The sequence below is a fragment of the Bacillus sp. FSL K6-2839 genome (assembly GCF_038003365.1).
GTDB lineage: Bacteria > Bacillota > Bacilli > Bacillales > Bacillaceae > Bacillus.
This window is the reverse complement of record NZ_JBBOOZ010000001.1, coordinates 913,983-930,278: the sequence shown is the minus strand read 5'-3', so window position 1 is coordinate 930,278 and position 16,296 is coordinate 913,983. Positions and strand designations below refer to the sequence as shown.

At 40.4% G+C, this 16,296-nt stretch carries 17 protein-coding genes; 3 read left to right on the top strand and 14 right to left on the bottom strand.

Features of this window, described 5'->3' with window-relative positions; translation table 11 throughout:
• Positions 1 to 84: 84 nt before the first annotated feature.
• The 7 genes from splB to MHH26_RS04430 form a co-directional block, all read right to left on the bottom strand.
• A complete protein-coding gene (gene splB, locus MHH26_RS04460) occupies positions 85 to 1,113 on the bottom strand; it encodes a spore photoproduct lyase (protein WP_060596131.1) in 1,029 nt (342 codons plus the stop codon).
• Between the two features lie 82 nt (positions 1,114 to 1,195).
• Positions 1,196 to 1,438 (bottom strand): transcriptional regulator SplA domain-containing protein, encoded by a 243-nt coding sequence (locus MHH26_RS04455; RefSeq protein WP_044331928.1) that lies wholly within the window; start codon positions 1,436 to 1,438, stop codon positions 1,196 to 1,198.
• Between the two features lie 97 nt (positions 1,439 to 1,535).
• Positions 1,536 to 3,254 (bottom strand): phosphoenolpyruvate--protein phosphotransferase, encoded by a 1,719-nt coding sequence (gene ptsP / locus MHH26_RS04450; protein WP_106038798.1) that lies wholly within the window; start codon positions 3,252 to 3,254, stop codon positions 1,536 to 1,538.
• A complete protein-coding gene (locus MHH26_RS04445; RefSeq protein ID WP_003211078.1) occupies positions 3,254 to 3,520 on the bottom strand; it encodes a phosphocarrier protein HPr in 267 nt (88 codons plus the stop codon). Before MHH26_RS04445 ends, ptsP begins: the two co-directional genes overlap by 1 nt.
• Before the next feature lie 93 nt (positions 3,521 to 3,613).
• Positions 3,614 to 5,713, bottom strand: a complete 2,100-nt coding sequence (gene ptsG, locus MHH26_RS04440) for a glucose-specific PTS transporter subunit IIBC (protein ID WP_060596129.1) — start codon at positions 5,711 to 5,713, stop codon at positions 3,614 to 3,616.
• Positions 5,714 to 5,915: 202 nt separating this feature from the next.
• Positions 5,916 to 6,770 (bottom strand): glucose PTS transporter transcription antiterminator GlcT, encoded by an 855-nt coding sequence (glcT, locus tag MHH26_RS04435; RefSeq protein WP_034662832.1) that lies wholly within the window; start codon positions 6,768 to 6,770, stop codon positions 5,916 to 5,918.
• 55 nt (positions 6,771 to 6,825) lie between these two features.
• Positions 6,826 to 7,815, bottom strand: a complete 990-nt coding sequence (locus MHH26_RS04430; protein WP_340972551.1) for a LacI family DNA-binding transcriptional regulator — start codon at positions 7,813 to 7,815, stop codon at positions 6,826 to 6,828.
• 93 nt (positions 7,816 to 7,908) lie between these two features.
• Here MHH26_RS04430 and MHH26_RS04425 point away from each other — a divergent pair, with 93 nt between their 5' ends.
• Complete coding sequence (locus MHH26_RS04425; protein WP_162839370.1) at positions 7,909 to 8,052, top strand: hypothetical protein; 144 nt, start codon at positions 7,909 to 7,911, stop codon at positions 8,050 to 8,052.
• Positions 8,053 to 8,105: 53 nt separating this feature from the next.
• Here MHH26_RS04425 and MHH26_RS04420 read toward each other — a convergent pair whose 3' ends face one another.
• From MHH26_RS04420 to MHH26_RS04395, 6 genes are all read right to left on the bottom strand, one after another.
• Entirely contained in the window at positions 8,106 to 9,200 is a 1,095-nt protein-coding gene (locus MHH26_RS04420; protein WP_340972549.1) for a M24 family metallopeptidase, read from the bottom strand.
• A 104-nt stretch (positions 9,201 to 9,304) separates the two neighbouring features.
• Positions 9,305 to 11,224, bottom strand: a complete 1,920-nt coding sequence (locus tag MHH26_RS04415) for a heavy metal translocating P-type ATPase (protein WP_340972547.1) — start codon at positions 11,222 to 11,224, stop codon at positions 9,305 to 9,307.
• Between the two features lie 294 nt (positions 11,225 to 11,518).
• Positions 11,519 to 12,007 (bottom strand): endospore biogenesis thiol-disulfide oxidoreductase StoA, encoded by a 489-nt coding sequence (stoA, locus tag MHH26_RS04410; protein WP_340972544.1) that lies wholly within the window; start codon positions 12,005 to 12,007, stop codon positions 11,519 to 11,521.
• A gap of 54 nt (positions 12,008 to 12,061) precedes the next feature.
• On the bottom strand, positions 12,062 to 13,378 hold the full coding sequence (locus MHH26_RS04405; RefSeq protein WP_034662848.1) for a polysaccharide biosynthesis protein: 1,317 nt from the start codon (positions 13,376 to 13,378) through the stop codon (positions 12,062 to 12,064).
• A 113-nt stretch (positions 13,379 to 13,491) separates the two neighbouring features.
• Positions 13,492 to 14,142 carry a cell wall hydrolase gene (locus tag MHH26_RS04400; protein WP_340972541.1) on the bottom strand — a complete coding sequence of 217 codons (651 nt, stop codon included), beginning with the start codon at positions 14,140 to 14,142 and terminating at the stop codon, positions 13,492 to 13,494.
• Between the two features lie 307 nt (positions 14,143 to 14,449).
• Positions 14,450 to 14,644: a hypothetical protein gene (locus tag MHH26_RS04395; protein ID WP_024424688.1), complete on the bottom strand. Its 195-nt coding sequence runs from the start codon at positions 14,642 to 14,644 to the stop codon at positions 14,450 to 14,452.
• A 167-nt stretch (positions 14,645 to 14,811) separates the two neighbouring features.
• Here MHH26_RS04395 and MHH26_RS04390 point away from each other — a divergent pair, with 167 nt between their 5' ends.
• Positions 14,812 to 15,000 carry a YkvS family protein gene (locus MHH26_RS04390; RefSeq protein ID WP_003211747.1) on the top strand — a complete coding sequence of 63 codons (189 nt, stop codon included), beginning with the start codon at positions 14,812 to 14,814 and terminating at the stop codon, positions 14,998 to 15,000.
• A 207-nt stretch (positions 15,001 to 15,207) separates the two neighbouring features.
• Positions 15,208 to 15,678: a GNAT family N-acetyltransferase gene (locus tag MHH26_RS04385; protein WP_340875873.1), complete on the top strand. Its 471-nt coding sequence runs from the start codon at positions 15,208 to 15,210 to the stop codon at positions 15,676 to 15,678.
• A 101-nt stretch (positions 15,679 to 15,779) separates the two neighbouring features.
• Here MHH26_RS04385 and MHH26_RS04380 read toward each other — a convergent pair whose 3' ends face one another.
• A complete protein-coding gene (locus MHH26_RS04380; RefSeq protein WP_340972538.1) occupies positions 15,780 to 15,998 on the bottom strand; it encodes a hypothetical protein in 219 nt (72 codons plus the stop codon).
• Positions 15,999 to 16,296 lie beyond the last annotated feature (298 nt).

Here is a 16,296-nt window from a genome sequence, read left to right as displayed (position 1 = left end):
TATTTTGTATATCGGCAAAATTGGTACCGCATTCAATAGTTGTAAGAAAATTTAAATAGAAAAAACAAGCCATAAAGGCTTGCTTTAAGTAAAATATTCAATTTTTGCAGACGGAAAGTACTGATCGATATATGATTCTAACGTCTGTCTTAGTTCTTGTTCCTCATCTTTTTGGTAGATATATTTCCCAATTCCATATCTACCCCACTTGTATCTTCTTTTTTCTTCATCCAATTCTAATTTTGATTTCGGATAGTTTTTTTGGATCACACGCTTCGCTGGTTTTGTAAAACGATGCTGAATCATTTCAAAGGTGATATCGTGCCTGACATCTTCAGTTAGGGCTGCATCGAGCTTTTCAAAAAGAACTTTATATCCTTCCTGCCAGCCTTCGTGAATGTAAATTGGGGCAATAATAAAGCCAAGAGGATAGCCTGCTTTTGCGACCTTGACAGCTGCTTCAATCCGCTGATCTAACGGTGATGTTCCGGGTTCGAAATATTTAATGACATAATCCGCATTGATACTAAAGCGGAATCTTGTTCGGCCGTTGTGCTTTGCATCAAGTAAATGATCGACATGATGAAATTTGGTGACAAAGCGAAGCTTACCAAGATCAGTCTGGCCGAAGTATTCAATCGCTGCCTTTAGTGTATGTGTCAAATGGTCAATTCCTACAATATCTGAAGTACAAGAAGCTTCAAATCTCGTGATTTCAGGCGCACGCTCGTTCATGTACTGCTCCGCCTGATCTAATATTTCTTCAACATTCACATATGTTCGAATGTACGGCTTACTTCCCATTGTCGTTTGCAGATAGCAATAATGGCAATGCCCCATACATCCTGTCGCAAATGGGATCGCATACTCTGCAGATGGTTTAGACGTATCAAACTTCAACGTTTTCCTCACACCAATGACAAGCGTTGATTTCGCATTACGATACTTTTGCAAGTCATTTTTACCCGGAATATTTCTTACTTGGTTATGTGAAGTCGTTTCTCTTATTTCAATACCCATACCCTCGAACTTTTCCTTCAGCTCTCGTCCTAACGGGTACTCTAACGCCCTTGGTTCAATGTAAACAAGCTGGGGCACAAAAGGTTTGATCATATTTAGCACATCCTTACCTTATAGGTTTTCATACGGTTACTTTAACCGCGCAGGATGGCTTTTATCCTTTCTAAAATCTCCCTTATTCAAACAAATCTTGATAAAGAGCTTCTGCTTCTTCATATGTCGGAAAGACCGCATCATCTGGAGCTAAAGGATGATACGTTTCAAGTAAAAATAGGGCAAGCTCCTCTTCGTTATATGGATGTGAAACAATTTCTGCTTCTTTGATTTGTGCTACGTTTGCTGCATGTGGATTTCGATAAATCACATATACTTGATCACCCGGTTTATAGTCTGAGAAAGGCAATCTGGTCACCTCCATTTTTCTTATAGGATGCCCTTCTCTCTGCCGGATATGACCCAATATGATAAAATTCGACAAAAAAACCAGACAGGGTTACTGTCTGGTTTGAATTCACTTAGTGATGTTGAAACGTTTTCTTCACGAAATCAACCACTTCTTCTGTTGTGCTAAGTGATAAAATATGCTCTTTAAATGATGCAGCTTCTTCCTTAGAAAGCTTGCTTAGCTGTGTTCTTGCTGGAAGAATAGATGTTGCACTCATTGAGAATTCATCTAATCCTAATCCAAGTAGAAGTGGGATTGCGATTTCATCTCCTGCCATCTCACCGCACATGCCAACCCATTTACCTTCTTTATGCGCTGCTTCAATAACAAGCGTAATCAAACGTAAAATCGCTGGATTGTAAGGCTGGTAAAGATAAGACACTCGTTCGTTCATTCGATCAGCAGCCATTGTGTATTGAATCAAATCATTTGTTCCAATACTGAAGAAATCAACTTCTTTTGCGAATTGGTCTGCGATGACAGCGGTTGATGGAATTTCTACCATTATACCGATTTCAATGGAATCGGATACGTCTGTACCAGCGGCAACCAATGCTTCTTTTTCTTCAAGTAAAATGGCTTTTGCTTCTCTAAACTCTGATAATGTCGCGATCATAGGGAACATGATTTTCAAGTTTCCATATGTACTTGCACGAAGTAAGGCGCGTAGTTGTGTTCTGAAAATCTCCTGTTCTTCGAGGCAAAGGCGGATCGCTCTAAAGCCAAGGAACGGGTTCATTTCTTTTGGAAGCTGCAAGTAAGGGAGTTCTTTATCGCCACCAATATCAAGTGTGCGGACAACAACCGCTTTACCTTCCATCTTCTCTAACACTGTTTTATAAGCATTGAACTGTTCTTCTTCTGTTGGAAGCTGATCTCTGCCCATGTATAAAAATTCTGTACGGTACAATCCGACTGCTTCGCCGCCATTTTCAAGTACACCTTTTACATCCTCAGGTGTTCCGATATTTGCAGCTAGCTCTACGTGAACGCCGTCTTTTGTGACCGTTGGCTGATCAACAAGTTTCGCCCATTCCGCTTTTTGAGCTAAGTAGTCTTCATGCTTTTTTTGATACGCTTTCACTTCATCTTCAGAAGGCTGAATGATGACGTCTCCGCTAATACCATCGACAATGATCAGATCATTGTTTTTCACCGTTTTTGTTGCTTCTTTTGTTCCAACAACTGCTGGAATCTCCATAGATCTTGCCATGATCGCTGAGTGAGAAGTACGGCCGCCGATATCTGTCGCAAAACCTTTGACGAATTGTCTGTTCAGCTGAGCAGTATCAGAAGGTGTTAAATCTTCAGCGATGATGATGACTTCTTCAGAAATCATGCTTGGATTTGGAATGTCAACGCCTAGCAAATGTCCAGTTACACGTTTTGTTACGTCGCGAATATCCGCTGCACGTTCCTTCATGTATTCATTGTCCATTGCTTCGAACATGGTGACAAACATTGTCGCTGTTTCTTTTAAAGCAAATTCAGCATTTACTTTATCAGAGTTGATTTTATCCTTTACTGGGTTTAGCAGCTCTGGATCACTTAACACAAGAAGGTGTGCAGAAAAGATATCTGCTTTGTCTTGGCCAAGCTCTTTTAGCGCATGTTCTTTAATTGCTTCAAGTTCTTGTTTAGAAACATGAATTGCTTCTTCAAAACGCTTCACTTCTGTCTCTGGATCGTTGATGTCTTTTTGGTGAACTGTTAAATCTGGTTCTTCCAGACGGTATGCTTTTGCAATCGCAACGCCTGCTGAAGCACCGATTCCTTTCAGTTGTTGCATTACTCGCCTAGGCCTTCACTTTTCATTGTGTCTTTAAGCGCAGCAAGTGCATCATTTTCATCAGAACCAGAAGCAGAGATTGTGATTGTAGCACCTTTCGCAATTCCTAGAGACATTACACCCATAATAGATTTCAGGTTCACTGTTTTACCATTATATTCTAAGTTGATATCAGCATCATATTTACTAGCAGTTTGTACAAGAACTGTTGCAGGACGTGCGTGAATTCCAGAATCTGCAGTTACTTTGAATGTTTGTTGAGCCATTTTTATCAATCTCCTTTTTATACAATTAATACATCCACAATATTATATCATACTGCCGAGCTTGTCATCTAACAAGAACGGCAGTTATGAAAATTATTTTGAAATTTTCATGATGTTTTCTTGACCAGCTTTGATTTCACCGGATTCTTGAAGGTCAATAAATTGTCCTTCACCTAAGTTGGTAAATACAATTGGTGTCATCAAAGATGGTACTTCAGACTTAATTTTATCAATATCAACCTCTAAGAGTTTTTGACCGATTTCTACTTGATCTCCCTCTTGTACAAATGCTTCAAATCCTTCTCCTTTAAGGCTGACCGTATCAATACCGAAATGGATTAAAATTTCAAGTCCACCGTCAGATTGCAGGCCAATTGCGTGTTTCGTTGGGAATACATTTAAGATCTTCCCTTTCACCGGTGAAACCACCGTTCCATCTGTTGGCAAGATGGCGAAACCGTCACCCATCATTTTCCCTGAGAATACTTGATCTGGTACATCTGTAATCGGATGAAGCTCCCCTGTAATTGGTGAAGCAAAAATTTCTTCACCTAGCTCGTTTTGAAGCGGTTTTGCAATGACTTCTTCGACCTGCTGGCTGACTTCTTCTTTTGCAGAAGGGTCTTTCGCTGGACGAGGCGTGCGGCCTGCAATGATGTCCTGCATTTGTGTTTTTAAATTATCAGAGCGTGGTCCAAAGATGGCCTGGATGTTGTTTCCTACTTCGAGAACTCCTGAAGCACCAAGCTTTTTCAAGCGGTCCTTGTCCACTTTCTTCTGATCATTGACAGTGACACGTAAACGCGTAATACAAGCATCAAGGTGTTTAATGTTTTCTTGGTCACCCATTGCTTCAAGAATTTCATAAGGTAAGTCATTACCCTTTTCAGACTTAGCACTATCTGCACCGTCAGCTGCTTCATCCTCGCGGCCTGGCGTTTTCAGATTAAATTTGCGAATGGCGAATCTAAATCCGAAGTAATAAATAGCAGCAAGTACGAGACCAACTGGAATCACAAGCCACCAAGCGGTTCTGTTTGGCAAGATACCGAATAAGAAGAAGTCGATTAATCCCCCTGAGAAGGTCATACCGATTTTCACGTTTAGAATATCCATAATCATAAAGGATAATCCAGCAAATACACAGTGGATTGCAAATAACACTGGTGCAACAAACAAGAATGAGAATTCAAGCGGTTCAGTAATCCCTGTTAGGAAAGAAGTCAGGGCTGCTGATCCCATAATTCCAGCGACAAGCTTTTTATTCTTTGGTTTTGCTTCATGGTAAATCGCAAGTGCTGCTGCTGGCAGACCAAACATCATGAACGGATATTTCCCTGTCATGAATGTACCAGCTGTCAGCTGAACACCATCTTTGATCTGTGCCATGAAGATACGCTGATCACCACGGACAAGCTCACCTGATAAGCTCTTATAACTAAAGAACTCATACCAGAATGGCGAGTAGAAAATGTGGTGCAGACCAAACGGAATTAATGAGCGTTCAATCACACCGAATACAAAGGCAGCAAGCGGCTCATTCGCTGCGAGCAGTCCTGTTGAAAACGAGTTCAGTGCACCTTGAATTGGCGGCCAAATGACTAGCATCAAAAGCCCTAAAATAAGTGCTGAAATAGATGTAACGATTGGAACAAAACGTTTACCAGCAAAGAAACCGAGATATTGCGGGAGCTCAATTTTGTAAAATTTATTATACATATAAGCTGCTAATACCCCGACAATAATCCCGCCGAAGACGCCGGTAGACAAGGTCGGAATGCCGAGCATATTAATATACGCTGGATGGCTTTCCTTAAAGAACTTAGCCAATTTGATGGAATCGGATGGAATCGATCCATTGGCCATTAATACGGCACTCATTGTCACGTTCATGACAAGATAACCGATAATTGCGGCAATCCCTGCCACACCGTCTCCATTAGCAAGACCGATGGCAACCCCTACAGCAAATAAGAGCGGAAGATTCGAGAAGACAATGTTCCCCGCATTTTCCATGACACTTGCAACAAGCTGAATTGTATCATTGCTTAAAAATTGAGCCACATCAATCAGCTGCGGATTTTGCATCGCATTCCCAAGTGCTAGTAAAATACCAGCAGCAGGAAGGATCGCAACTGGAAGCATAAGTGCTCGTCCAATTTTTTGCAACACACCAAAAAGTGATTTAAACACTGGTTGAACCTCCTTTTGTTTTCACTTACAACATACATGTGGGACGCTCCCTGACGTACATTTCATAATTAACCGTTTACATTTCACCTTCAAACACAAAAAAAGGCATGGTGATATAAGGTTGCGCAAATAACAGGATCTTATCCTGTATTTACCTTAAGTCACTCATGCCTGATCGAATCAGTTACACGTTTCAAGGAAACTATGAAATTTTATTTGTCAATCTGTACAGATGAAGTGTCAGGTAGACAGCCTCCGCATCCTGTACAGGCTTTTTCAATGCATGTTGTAATATTTTGATCATTTTCCAAGCAGTATTGTAGCATAAAGGATATTCATTTTTCAATAGATGAAGCAATTTTTCTGGCTCCTCTAATGATTCTTCCCGTTTAATGCGCTCAATCGAAAATGTAATATGGCGCAATAAGCGTAAATAATGAATACTTTCTCGATCTACTTTCATATGAAATGAATCTTCTATGACTTGGACCATCTGCGTAATAAGCTGCGAATGACGGTTCACCTCAGATAAGGGCCGATTCGTCAAAGCCGAGTGAATATGGAGCGCAATAAAACCAATCTCTCCTTCTGGCAGCTTTGTTTCGACATCTGAACGCTCGTTAATCAGCTCAACGACTTCCTTTGCGACCTCGTATTCTTTCGGATACAGCGATTTAGTCTCAAGCATAAAGGGATTGGTGATATCATATCCTTGCTGCACCCGCTTAAAACTAAAGGCAATATGGTCAGTCAGGGCAATATGAATATGCTCATTCAAACGGTGCCCCATTTTTTCTCGTATATGATAAATGACGTCATTGGCAAGCTCGATCATGTTCTCATCAATGTGGTGAAGCAGCTGTTTATATTCTGTTTGTTCCTTTGTATTTTTAAGTACAAACATTTTTTCAAATGTGTCTTGATCGAGAACATCACCCGATTTTTTCCCGAAGCCGATTCCTTTCCCAATTAGAACCACTTCGCCCCAAGAAGGGTGTCTTGCGATGATGACATTATTATTTAACGCTTTATCAACGGTGAAGGATTCCATGAACATCCCCACCTCCTTCTTATTCAATCCCTCTTATCGTACAAAACAGATGAAACGTGCGTCAACGATTGTTTTTGAAAACGGTAGTTGAACGCTCGATCAGGCGAAATGGCAGCATTCTTTTTTCTGGTGCCTCTCCCTTTACGGCCCGGTCGAACAAGTCAAACGCTTCCTGACCCATTCGTTTAAGTGGAATATCAATGCTGGAAATCCCCAAAGCCTCACTCAATTGATCATTTTGAAAGCCGAGTATGGCTGGAGATTCTCCTGCTTTTATATCATGACGCTGCGCCTCTAATAAAAAGCCTGCTGATACGTCGTCATTTGTGATGAATAATGCTGTGGGGCGATTCTTCATCTCCTGCCACTCTGTGAATAATTGTTTTCCATCAAAAAGTGTGAGCTTCCCTTCGATGATCCATTCTTCATCAATCTCCTGCCCGAGCGATTTCATCATATCTTGATAAGCTTGAAGTCGTGACTGGCTGTTTGCGCCTTCTATTCTGGCTAGTACAATCGCGATTCGCTGATGCCCGCATGCTGCTAAATGATGCAGCCCTTCTTTAAATGCTTGATCATGTGCGATCGACACCGTTGAGCAGTCTTCAAAAGGCGCCGGATGGCAAAAAATAATAGGCCCGGATTCCTGCCACCTTAAAATGTCTCGATCACTTAACGCATTTGAGCAAAAGATTAACCCATCCACGCGGCGCTCTTTTAAACTCATCAATGCTTCTTTTTCTTTTAAAGGATCATACCCTGTTTGAAATAAAGCAAAATGCTTACCGCGCGCCTGTGCTTTCTCGGCAATCCCTGTGACAAGTCTGCTGAAATAAGAATGATCAATCGTTGGAAGAACGATGCCAAGCATATTTGAATAGCCCTTTGCTAAATGTACAGCCTGAATGTTTCTCGTATATTTGAGCTCTTTCATCGCATGTAGCACTCGTTCTCGTTTTTCTTCTTTGACATAAGGATGATCATTCAACACACGTGATACAGTTGTCACAGATACGCCCGCTCTTTTCGCAATCTCCCTTATGTTTGGCATTTTTTCTCCTACTTTCTCTTGATATGGTAAGCGTTTCATACTTTAAGATGTATGTGAGCTGAACAAATCACTGGATGGAAAGGGGAATTCAAGATGGGTATCATCATATGGATTATATTATGTATGACTGTTTTGTTTTCTGCTCGTTTTGCACTACATCCTTTAGGAAAAGAACATAAAATCAAACCGTTTGAATCAATTGATGATTTTTTTGTTGATAAGGATCGAAAAGAGTGACAAAAAATCACGATGACACTTCCAAGACATGGACGTTCATCGTGATTTTTTTATTACTTGATGATCGTCAGCTCTTTCGGATAATTGGTTAAAGTGACTGGACCATCTGCTGTGATCAGTACATCATCTTCAATTCTGACGCCGCCGACTCCTGGGACGTAGATCCCCGGTTCGATCGTATACACCATGCCTTCTTGGAGAAAATCATCATTTGCCTGGCTCATAGAAGGAAACTCATGAACAGACACCCCTAGACCATGCCCAAGGCGGTGAGGGAAATAGTCCCCATATCCAGCTTCTGTGATCAGCCCGCGTGCTTTTAAGTCCAGGTCTCCAATTCTCACGCCCGGCTTACTCATTTCAAGTGCCGCCATTTCTGCGTTCAGGACGGTTTGATAGATGTCCTTTTGCTTGTCAGAAGCTTCCTGATAGATGAATGTTCTTGTAATGTCTGAGCAATAGCCATCAACAATGACACCAAGGTCAAATAACACAAAATCGCCTTTTTTTAAGGCTGTCTGCCCTGGATTTCCGTGAGGCTCTCCTGATTTTTCGCCAAAGAGAACCATCGTCGAAAAGGACATGCCTTGAATGCCTTTTTTCTTTAGCTCATATTCAATGACAGCGAGCACTTCTGTTTCGGTGATTCCTTCTTTTAAGGCGTCCACCCCAATTTTTACACCTTCATCTGCCAATTGAGCGGCTTTTTTCAGTGTAGCAATTTCAGATTCATCTTTAATCAGTCTTAGCTGATTGAGCTCTTCTTCTGCCCGGACAAAAGTTTCTGCCCCAGTGGCAGCTTGAAGCTGCTCTGCTCTTTGAAGCGGAATCGACTCTTTTTCAATTGCAAGTCGAGTCGCTCTTACACCGCGTTTTTCTACTGCTGACTGAATGAAATCAAATGGATTCTCATGGTCTTCATAACCAATGATATCGCCTGACCATCCAGCATTTTTCGCCTGCTCGACTTCCATTTTAGGCAAAACAAAAAATGGATCTGCCTCTTGAAACACAAACAGCCCCATTACTCTTTCATGCGGCTCTGTGAAGTATCCAGATAGATAAAACACATTTTCCTTTGTATGTATAAATGCACCTTGAATGTCTTTTTCCTTTAGCCAAGAAGACAAGCTCTTCATTCGGTTCATCGTGATCCTCCTCACACGTTTTTCTACTGATCTATTGTATCAGTTTTTGCTATATTTCGCACAAAAGCGCACTGGCAGAAGCCAAGTGCGCTATGATGATTCGCTTAAGATGCCCGAAGAAGACGCAGTCCATTTAAAATGACCAAAATCGTACTTCCTTCATGCCCGATGACGCCAAAAGGCAAATCAAGCACTTGTAAGAAATTCGCACAAATTAACAAACAAATCACCGTTAATGAGAAAATAATATTTTGCTTAATGATTCGATTCATCTTTCTTGAAAGACGGATCATCTTTGTTAAGTTATTTAAATTGTTCTTCATTAAGATCAGATCTGCTGTTTCTAAGGCCACGTCTGTGCCTCCGCCCATCGCAACCCCTACATCTGCTGTGGCGAGTGCCGGTGCATCATTGATTCCGTCTCCTACCATGATGATGGAATTACCTTGTTTTTTAAGTTGATTGACCTCATGTACCTTTTCATCTGGAAGGCACTCAGCGACAACCGTTTGGATGCCGGCTTCCTGCGCAATGGCTTCAGCCGTTTTTTGCTGATCTCCTGTCAGCATAACGGTTTGGATGCCTAAATCATTCAGCTCTTGAATCATTTTTTTAGCTTCAGGTCTAATTTGATCCTTAAGACCAAGGCAACCAACGACTTCTTGATCCTTTTGAACATACACCACTGTGTATCCTTTTTCAGAAAGATAATCTTCCTTCTCTTCGATCTCGCGGTCCATTGAAGCCTTGCCGGCAAAGTCTTTCTTCCCAATCCGCCACGTTTCTCCATTCAATTGTGCCTTTACACCAAAACCAGAGGTTTCTTCAATGGTGACATGAGCTGATCTTTCTATGTGGTGCTCTTTTGCCATATCAGAGATCGCTTTCGCTAACGGATGGTTTGATTGACTTTCAATTTGATAAAGCGCCTGATAAAAAGCAGCTTCCTCTTGTCCTTTAGCTATCACAACTTGATCTACAGCCGGCTTTCCGCTTGTAATCGTCCCCGTTTTATCAAAAGCAATCATGCTGCTTGTGCCTAGCTTTTCTAAAAAGACGCTTCCTTTGACAAGCATTCCGTTTCTTGCGCCGTTTGAAATCAGTGACAAAGCAGCTGGCATAATGGATGCAACAAGCGCACAAGGTGATGCAACAACCATAAATACCATGGCCCGGTAGAAGGTTTCACTCATGCTCCAGCCTAGTACAAAATGAGGTAGAACCATTAAAATCGCGACGGTGATCAGTACACCTTTTACATACGCACCTTCGAATTTTTCAATAAATGCCTGGCTTGGCGACACACTTTCTTGAGCCGATTCGACAAGCTTAATAATTTTATGGAAAAGCGTTTCTTCATTATGTTTGGTGACTTCTACCGTTAAGGAACCATTTAAGTTCACTGTTCCTGCAAACACGTCTTCGCCCTGCCCTTTTTCTTGTGGTACAGACTCGCCCGTGAGCGCAGATTCATCTACACTTGTTCTCCCGCTTAAAATCACACCATCTGCTGCAATACGTTCCCCAGCTTTGATCATGATACGGTCACCTGGTGTTAAAGATGAAGCAGCGATTTGAATGGTCGTGCCATCTTCTTCAATTATAGTCGCTTCATCTGGTGCGATGCTCATTAAAGCTGTTAAATCCTTCTTGCTTTTATTTGACGTATACGTTTCAAGCGCACCACTTAGTGAGAAAATAAAAATTAAGATAGCGCCCTCTGCCCAATATCCAATGATAGCTGAGCCTATGGCTGCGAAAATCATTAAAAGTTCAACATTCAAGCTTTTAGACGAAATGGTTTCTTCAATTCCTTCCTTCGCCTTTGCAAAACCTCCAATCATAAACGCAAGGATAAATAAAGGAATACTCCACATGCTCTCATCCTTTAGAATCCATCCAATCAAAATGAGAATCCCCGAGATACCTGCTGCTATTAATTCTCCGTGCTGTGCCCATTGATGAAGGGACCATTTCGATTCCTTTTGATTTGTTGTTTGATAAAGTGCTGTATTCTCATTCATGATTGTTTTCTCCTCTCTAATTGATAATGGTTTTCACATCATCAATCGTTGCCCGTTTCCTTTTTTCATCTATATTTTCTGCTATTTCAAGCTTTTTATAGGTCTGTCATTCATTATAACAGGTTCTGATCAATTTTCAATTAATAATTATTATAATTTCTTTTTGATAATAATTATCATTATTGATGTGGACCATTCCATCTCTTCTGAGCACAGTTTATTCAGATGAAAAGCAATTGAACACAAAAAAGAACCAAAGGAATGAGCCTTGGTTCTTAACAATAAGGTTTCGTTCTAAAAATCCGTCCACTCTTTGATTTGTTTTTTCGTCAGTGGACCTACATGATTTTTCACTATTTCCCCTTTTTCATTTATCAAAAAGGTGGTTGGAATGGTGATGATTTGGTATTTCTTCATCATTTCTCCTTGCTCATCTAGAATGACCGGGAATGTAAACTTTCTGTCTTTCACAAATTCGGCAACCGCATGTTTACTTTGTTCAGCCCCTAGTAAATTCACGGTTAAGATATCAACATCACTCTGATTTTCTTTCACGATTTGGTCAAATACGGGCAGTTCCATTTTGCAGGACGGACACCATGTTGTCCAAAAATGCAGGATCGTTCGTTTCCCTTTCGGCGGAACGATTTGCGTTTCACCAGTTAATGTAGGAGCCTCTATCCTTGGCGCCATAACGGATTCTTTTGCTTCAGCATCGTTGCCTATGAGTAATAGAAGCAGGGTCATCATGAGAAGACTGGCGGGTAGATATTTACGATTCATCAGGATCTTCCTTCCCAGTTTTCTTATAGCTTGCCCTCTCGATCACAATGACATTCAAGCTTTTTTCATTCTAAGAAACATGGAAACGCCGAGCTCCTTACATATCGTCGCATAATGCAGTGCAGTCAGCAACAGCATCCCCGTATTCATCCCTAATATAACCCCCATCATATTTAAGCTTTCAATTGAACCAAGAAAATAGACCATAGAAAACGAGACGACATGCACCCATATATTATGTAGGAACACATCTTTAATGAGCCCCATACCGATTAAACACGCTTGAAATGGCATCACAAACAGGTGGCATAAAAAGTACGGCCAAAGCAGCTGTAAATAGACAGCAGCTTGCGGTGAATCAAAAAAGAGATGTGTGAGCGGATAAGCAAAATAATACATCACCATCACTGCCGGCACCCCGTACCCAAACGTAATGAGTATTGCCTGCCTGACACGTTTTTTCACAAGATCATACTGACCTAATGCATAGGCTTCAGATACATTGGGAATCATCACAATCATGATGGAGTGGGCGATAAACGCTGGGAAAAAACCAATCGACATCGCGACACCAGCCAGCATGCCGTAATGATCAACAGCAAGTGTGCCAGAGATGCCTGCTGCAATAAGCGCTCCTTTGATTAAAAACGGTTCAACCGCATTGGCGATCGCATGAAAAATCCGCATGCCCGTTGTCGGAATGGAAACGGCTAAGAGGCGCTTTCTCACGTCAATCCCTCTTAATTCAACAGACCTGACATTGACAGCATTTTTCGCCATGACGTATTGGGAGTATAAATAAATAAAGACGACGAGATCACTCGCGACAATGACACCGATGGCAATGAGTACCGCTGTTTCAATATCAAACGAATACCAATGAAAAAACAAAAACAAGCAGATAAGCTGGATCGTTTTCTTCAGCATATTGGCGAGAGCGATCCTGCCCATTTGCTGCTTTCCCATAAAATAGCCGCGTGCGATAGAGGTAAACGCAATAATCGGAATAAGAGACAGCACCAGCCCTTTCATGAGCGGATGATATGACTGAAATACAGGAATGAACGGCAGTACAATCGCTGCGATCCCCGTTGTTGTACATGTCACCACAAGCGTCATTTTAAACGCATGGCGGAGCATACTTTTGTGGAGCCGCTCATGCGATTCTGCAATGAATTTAGAAATGGAGACTGGCAGCTCTAAGCTGGCGATCACAAGGACAAGCATGATGATTGGAAGGATACTCATATATAGACCCATTCCATGTTCTCCAAGCTCTCTCGCTAAAATCATATTGACTAAAAACTCTATACACTCCGCAATGAAAGCTGCGACAGATAGCAGAATGACCCCTTTTACAAATCGATTCATGTAGCCTCCCCTTGTCTAAAGCAAATTCTTTTCACATTCTATGAGACAAGTCCAAAAAATATTTTAATAATTGAAGACAAAAAAAGAGCAATCTCATTGATCGCTCTTTTTCTCTATACGGCAAACACGTGACGTCCGATGCGTTCTACAATTTTGCGGGAACGAATCCAATGATCTGTTGCCGTTTTTGGATTATAAAAATAGATAGCCTTTGTTGTTCTGTCATGTTCTTTTACTACCTGCTTCACCGCTTTAATGGAATCTTGATCTGCCTTATCATGAATACTTCCATTCGATACTGGCTGGAAAGCATTTCGCTGATAAATCACACCTTTCACGCTGTCAGGAAAAGAACGATGCTCTACTCTGTTTAAAACAACGCTTGCCACCGCTTTTTTCCCTTCGTAAGATTCACCTTTCGCTTCAGCGTGAACCAACCGAGAAAGCAAGTCCATTTCTTCATTAGAATACTGTTTACCGCTTGCCTTATTCGTCGTTTCAGATTTTACTTTTTTCTTTTGCTTCGGTTTTGAAGACTTTTCTTCTGTTGACGTACTTAGCATTTTCACTTTTGGCTGACGCTTCTCTTCAGAAAATGCTGGGATGACTTGATCGTGATCTTGCTCTATATATGAAAGCTGATGTTTAACAGGTGCTTGTGAAAGTTCGTGACTTAATGTGCCTTGCTGCTCTTGTATATTGTCCATCTTCATTGCTGCAACGAGCATAAGGATGACAAAAAGAGCTGTATGAATTTTAATCATTCGCCTTTTTCCTCCTTTAATCAAAGTAGGCTGTAAGATACTTGTCCACTCTAACAAGACCTCATTCTATTTTCACGCACAAAGATTTACATGCCTGTCCAAATTCCGTCATTAAATGGCATGTCCTTGTTTTGCGCACATAAAATGGAATTGTTAGCGCTTAAAAAGATCCCTTTTTCACCTATCATCATCCTTATGCTCCTGATTATGGGTTATTACATTTTCTTTTCATATGTATCAGAGTGGTTTGAAGTGTGACAAAAGAACGAAAATAAAAAAAGCTTTCTCTCATCAATGAGAAAAAGCTTTAGCTTCTTGCTTCTGTAAGATATTCAAAAATAACATCTCCACCATGTTTGGCGATCCCGCGAAAATGTTTAAAATCATCTTGATTCACCAAAACAGAACGAAACGTTAAAAAGTCATCTTTTTGGATGGTCACCTGTTTTTCCGTCCCATTCCGTAAAGATTCGAGGATTGTGAGGATTTGTTCTTCAGTCAAAAAAACCGCTCCTTTTCAGCCATGATCAATTATTAAATATACCATTCGTTAGAAGAGCATACAACGAAAACAAAACAAAAACGTCTTTATCCTTTACATTGGTATGAAAATATTGCAAAATACTTTTTAATAGGGAATGAAATCTGTTTTTAAAGGAGAGGGATCGGTTGAAGATTGCAAAAATTGGAAATGTGATCGAATTTAGAAATGGTTTAACAGGTGTAGTTGAAAAAGTGAATGAAAACTCTGTCATTGTGGATGTCACCATTATGGACAACTATAGAGATTTAGAACTGGATTCACTAACAGTCGTTAATCATAAAAACTATAAAATCATCAAAGACTCCGTACATTAATTTGCAATCCTCAATTCAGACGATCGGTACATACGTATATATAAAGCAAATTTAATCACGATTTGACCAAATGGTGATTTCTATTTCAATACCCTTCTTTTTCATTTTAAAAAAATGATAAGATGCCGTATTAGCTCTAGACAGGAGAAACTAATATGCAATTCCAATGATATCATTGTACGTTTTGGAAAAATGGAAGATGCTGAAATGACTTTAGAAATACAGAAATCAGTTATTGCTGAATCAGATTATCTACTTACATCACCTGAAGAAAACAAAAAAACCCTATTAGAACACAGGGAATGGATACAGAAAAGAATTGAAAATGAAAACGAGACGTACATAGTTGCTCAAACTGATGAGAAAGTCATTGGATGGATAGCCTTTGAACATTCATCAAATAGAAAAAGAACTTCTCATACGGGTTCATTCGGGCTGATGGTGCATAAGAGATATAGAGGTTTAGGCGTAGGGGAAAAGTTACTAACAGCGTTATTACATTGGGCAGAAAAGAATCCTTCAATTGAAAAGGTTAGTTTAGCCGTTTTCTCTACAAATCAAAAGGCCATTTCTTTGTACAAAAAGATGGGGTTTATAGAAGAAGGACGTAAAATAAAAGAATTTAATATAAATGATCATGAATACTGGGATGATGTTTTAATGTATAAGCTGGTTTAATGCTGTGAAAACGAATTGCAGAAGTAAGGACATAATATCAATTGAGTCATCAATTTGTTATGTCCTTTTCTTTTTCTCGCCATACATCATATCAGTAAGCATCAGTCTTTTTGCGTATGAAAGGTTTGCATTTCCGCCTTCGTCTTGTACATCTCGACTTCCTCGGGTGTGATCACTCCTTTATCAATCAAGAGGGCAATCACTCCAAGCAATGTGGAGGCACTCCATTGATACCGTTCTTTGTTTTGATGTTCAAGCATTTGAAGCTCTTCCTTTAGCTCCATTAGCAGCTGCTCTGTCTTCTCTTCTTTGTTTGCCAACTCAAACGCCTCCGTTTATCATTCATTGCCTTTATTTTATCTTACATCAAATGAAATAAGCAAAAAAAGCATGATCCCTCTTTACAAACATACGTTCTGTCATATATAATATATTTACGAGCTGGTAGCCCCCAGCCGTCCTAGCAAGTTCTATTCCCATTCGTATGAGAAGAGTGACATGACTCTTCTCTTTTTTTATGGTTGATTCGCAAAAAAAGACATGCATCCGGCATGTCTTTTCCTTTTTTCTCATTTTACATATCCATCATCAAAACTTAGTTTGCAGCATTTGTGGTTA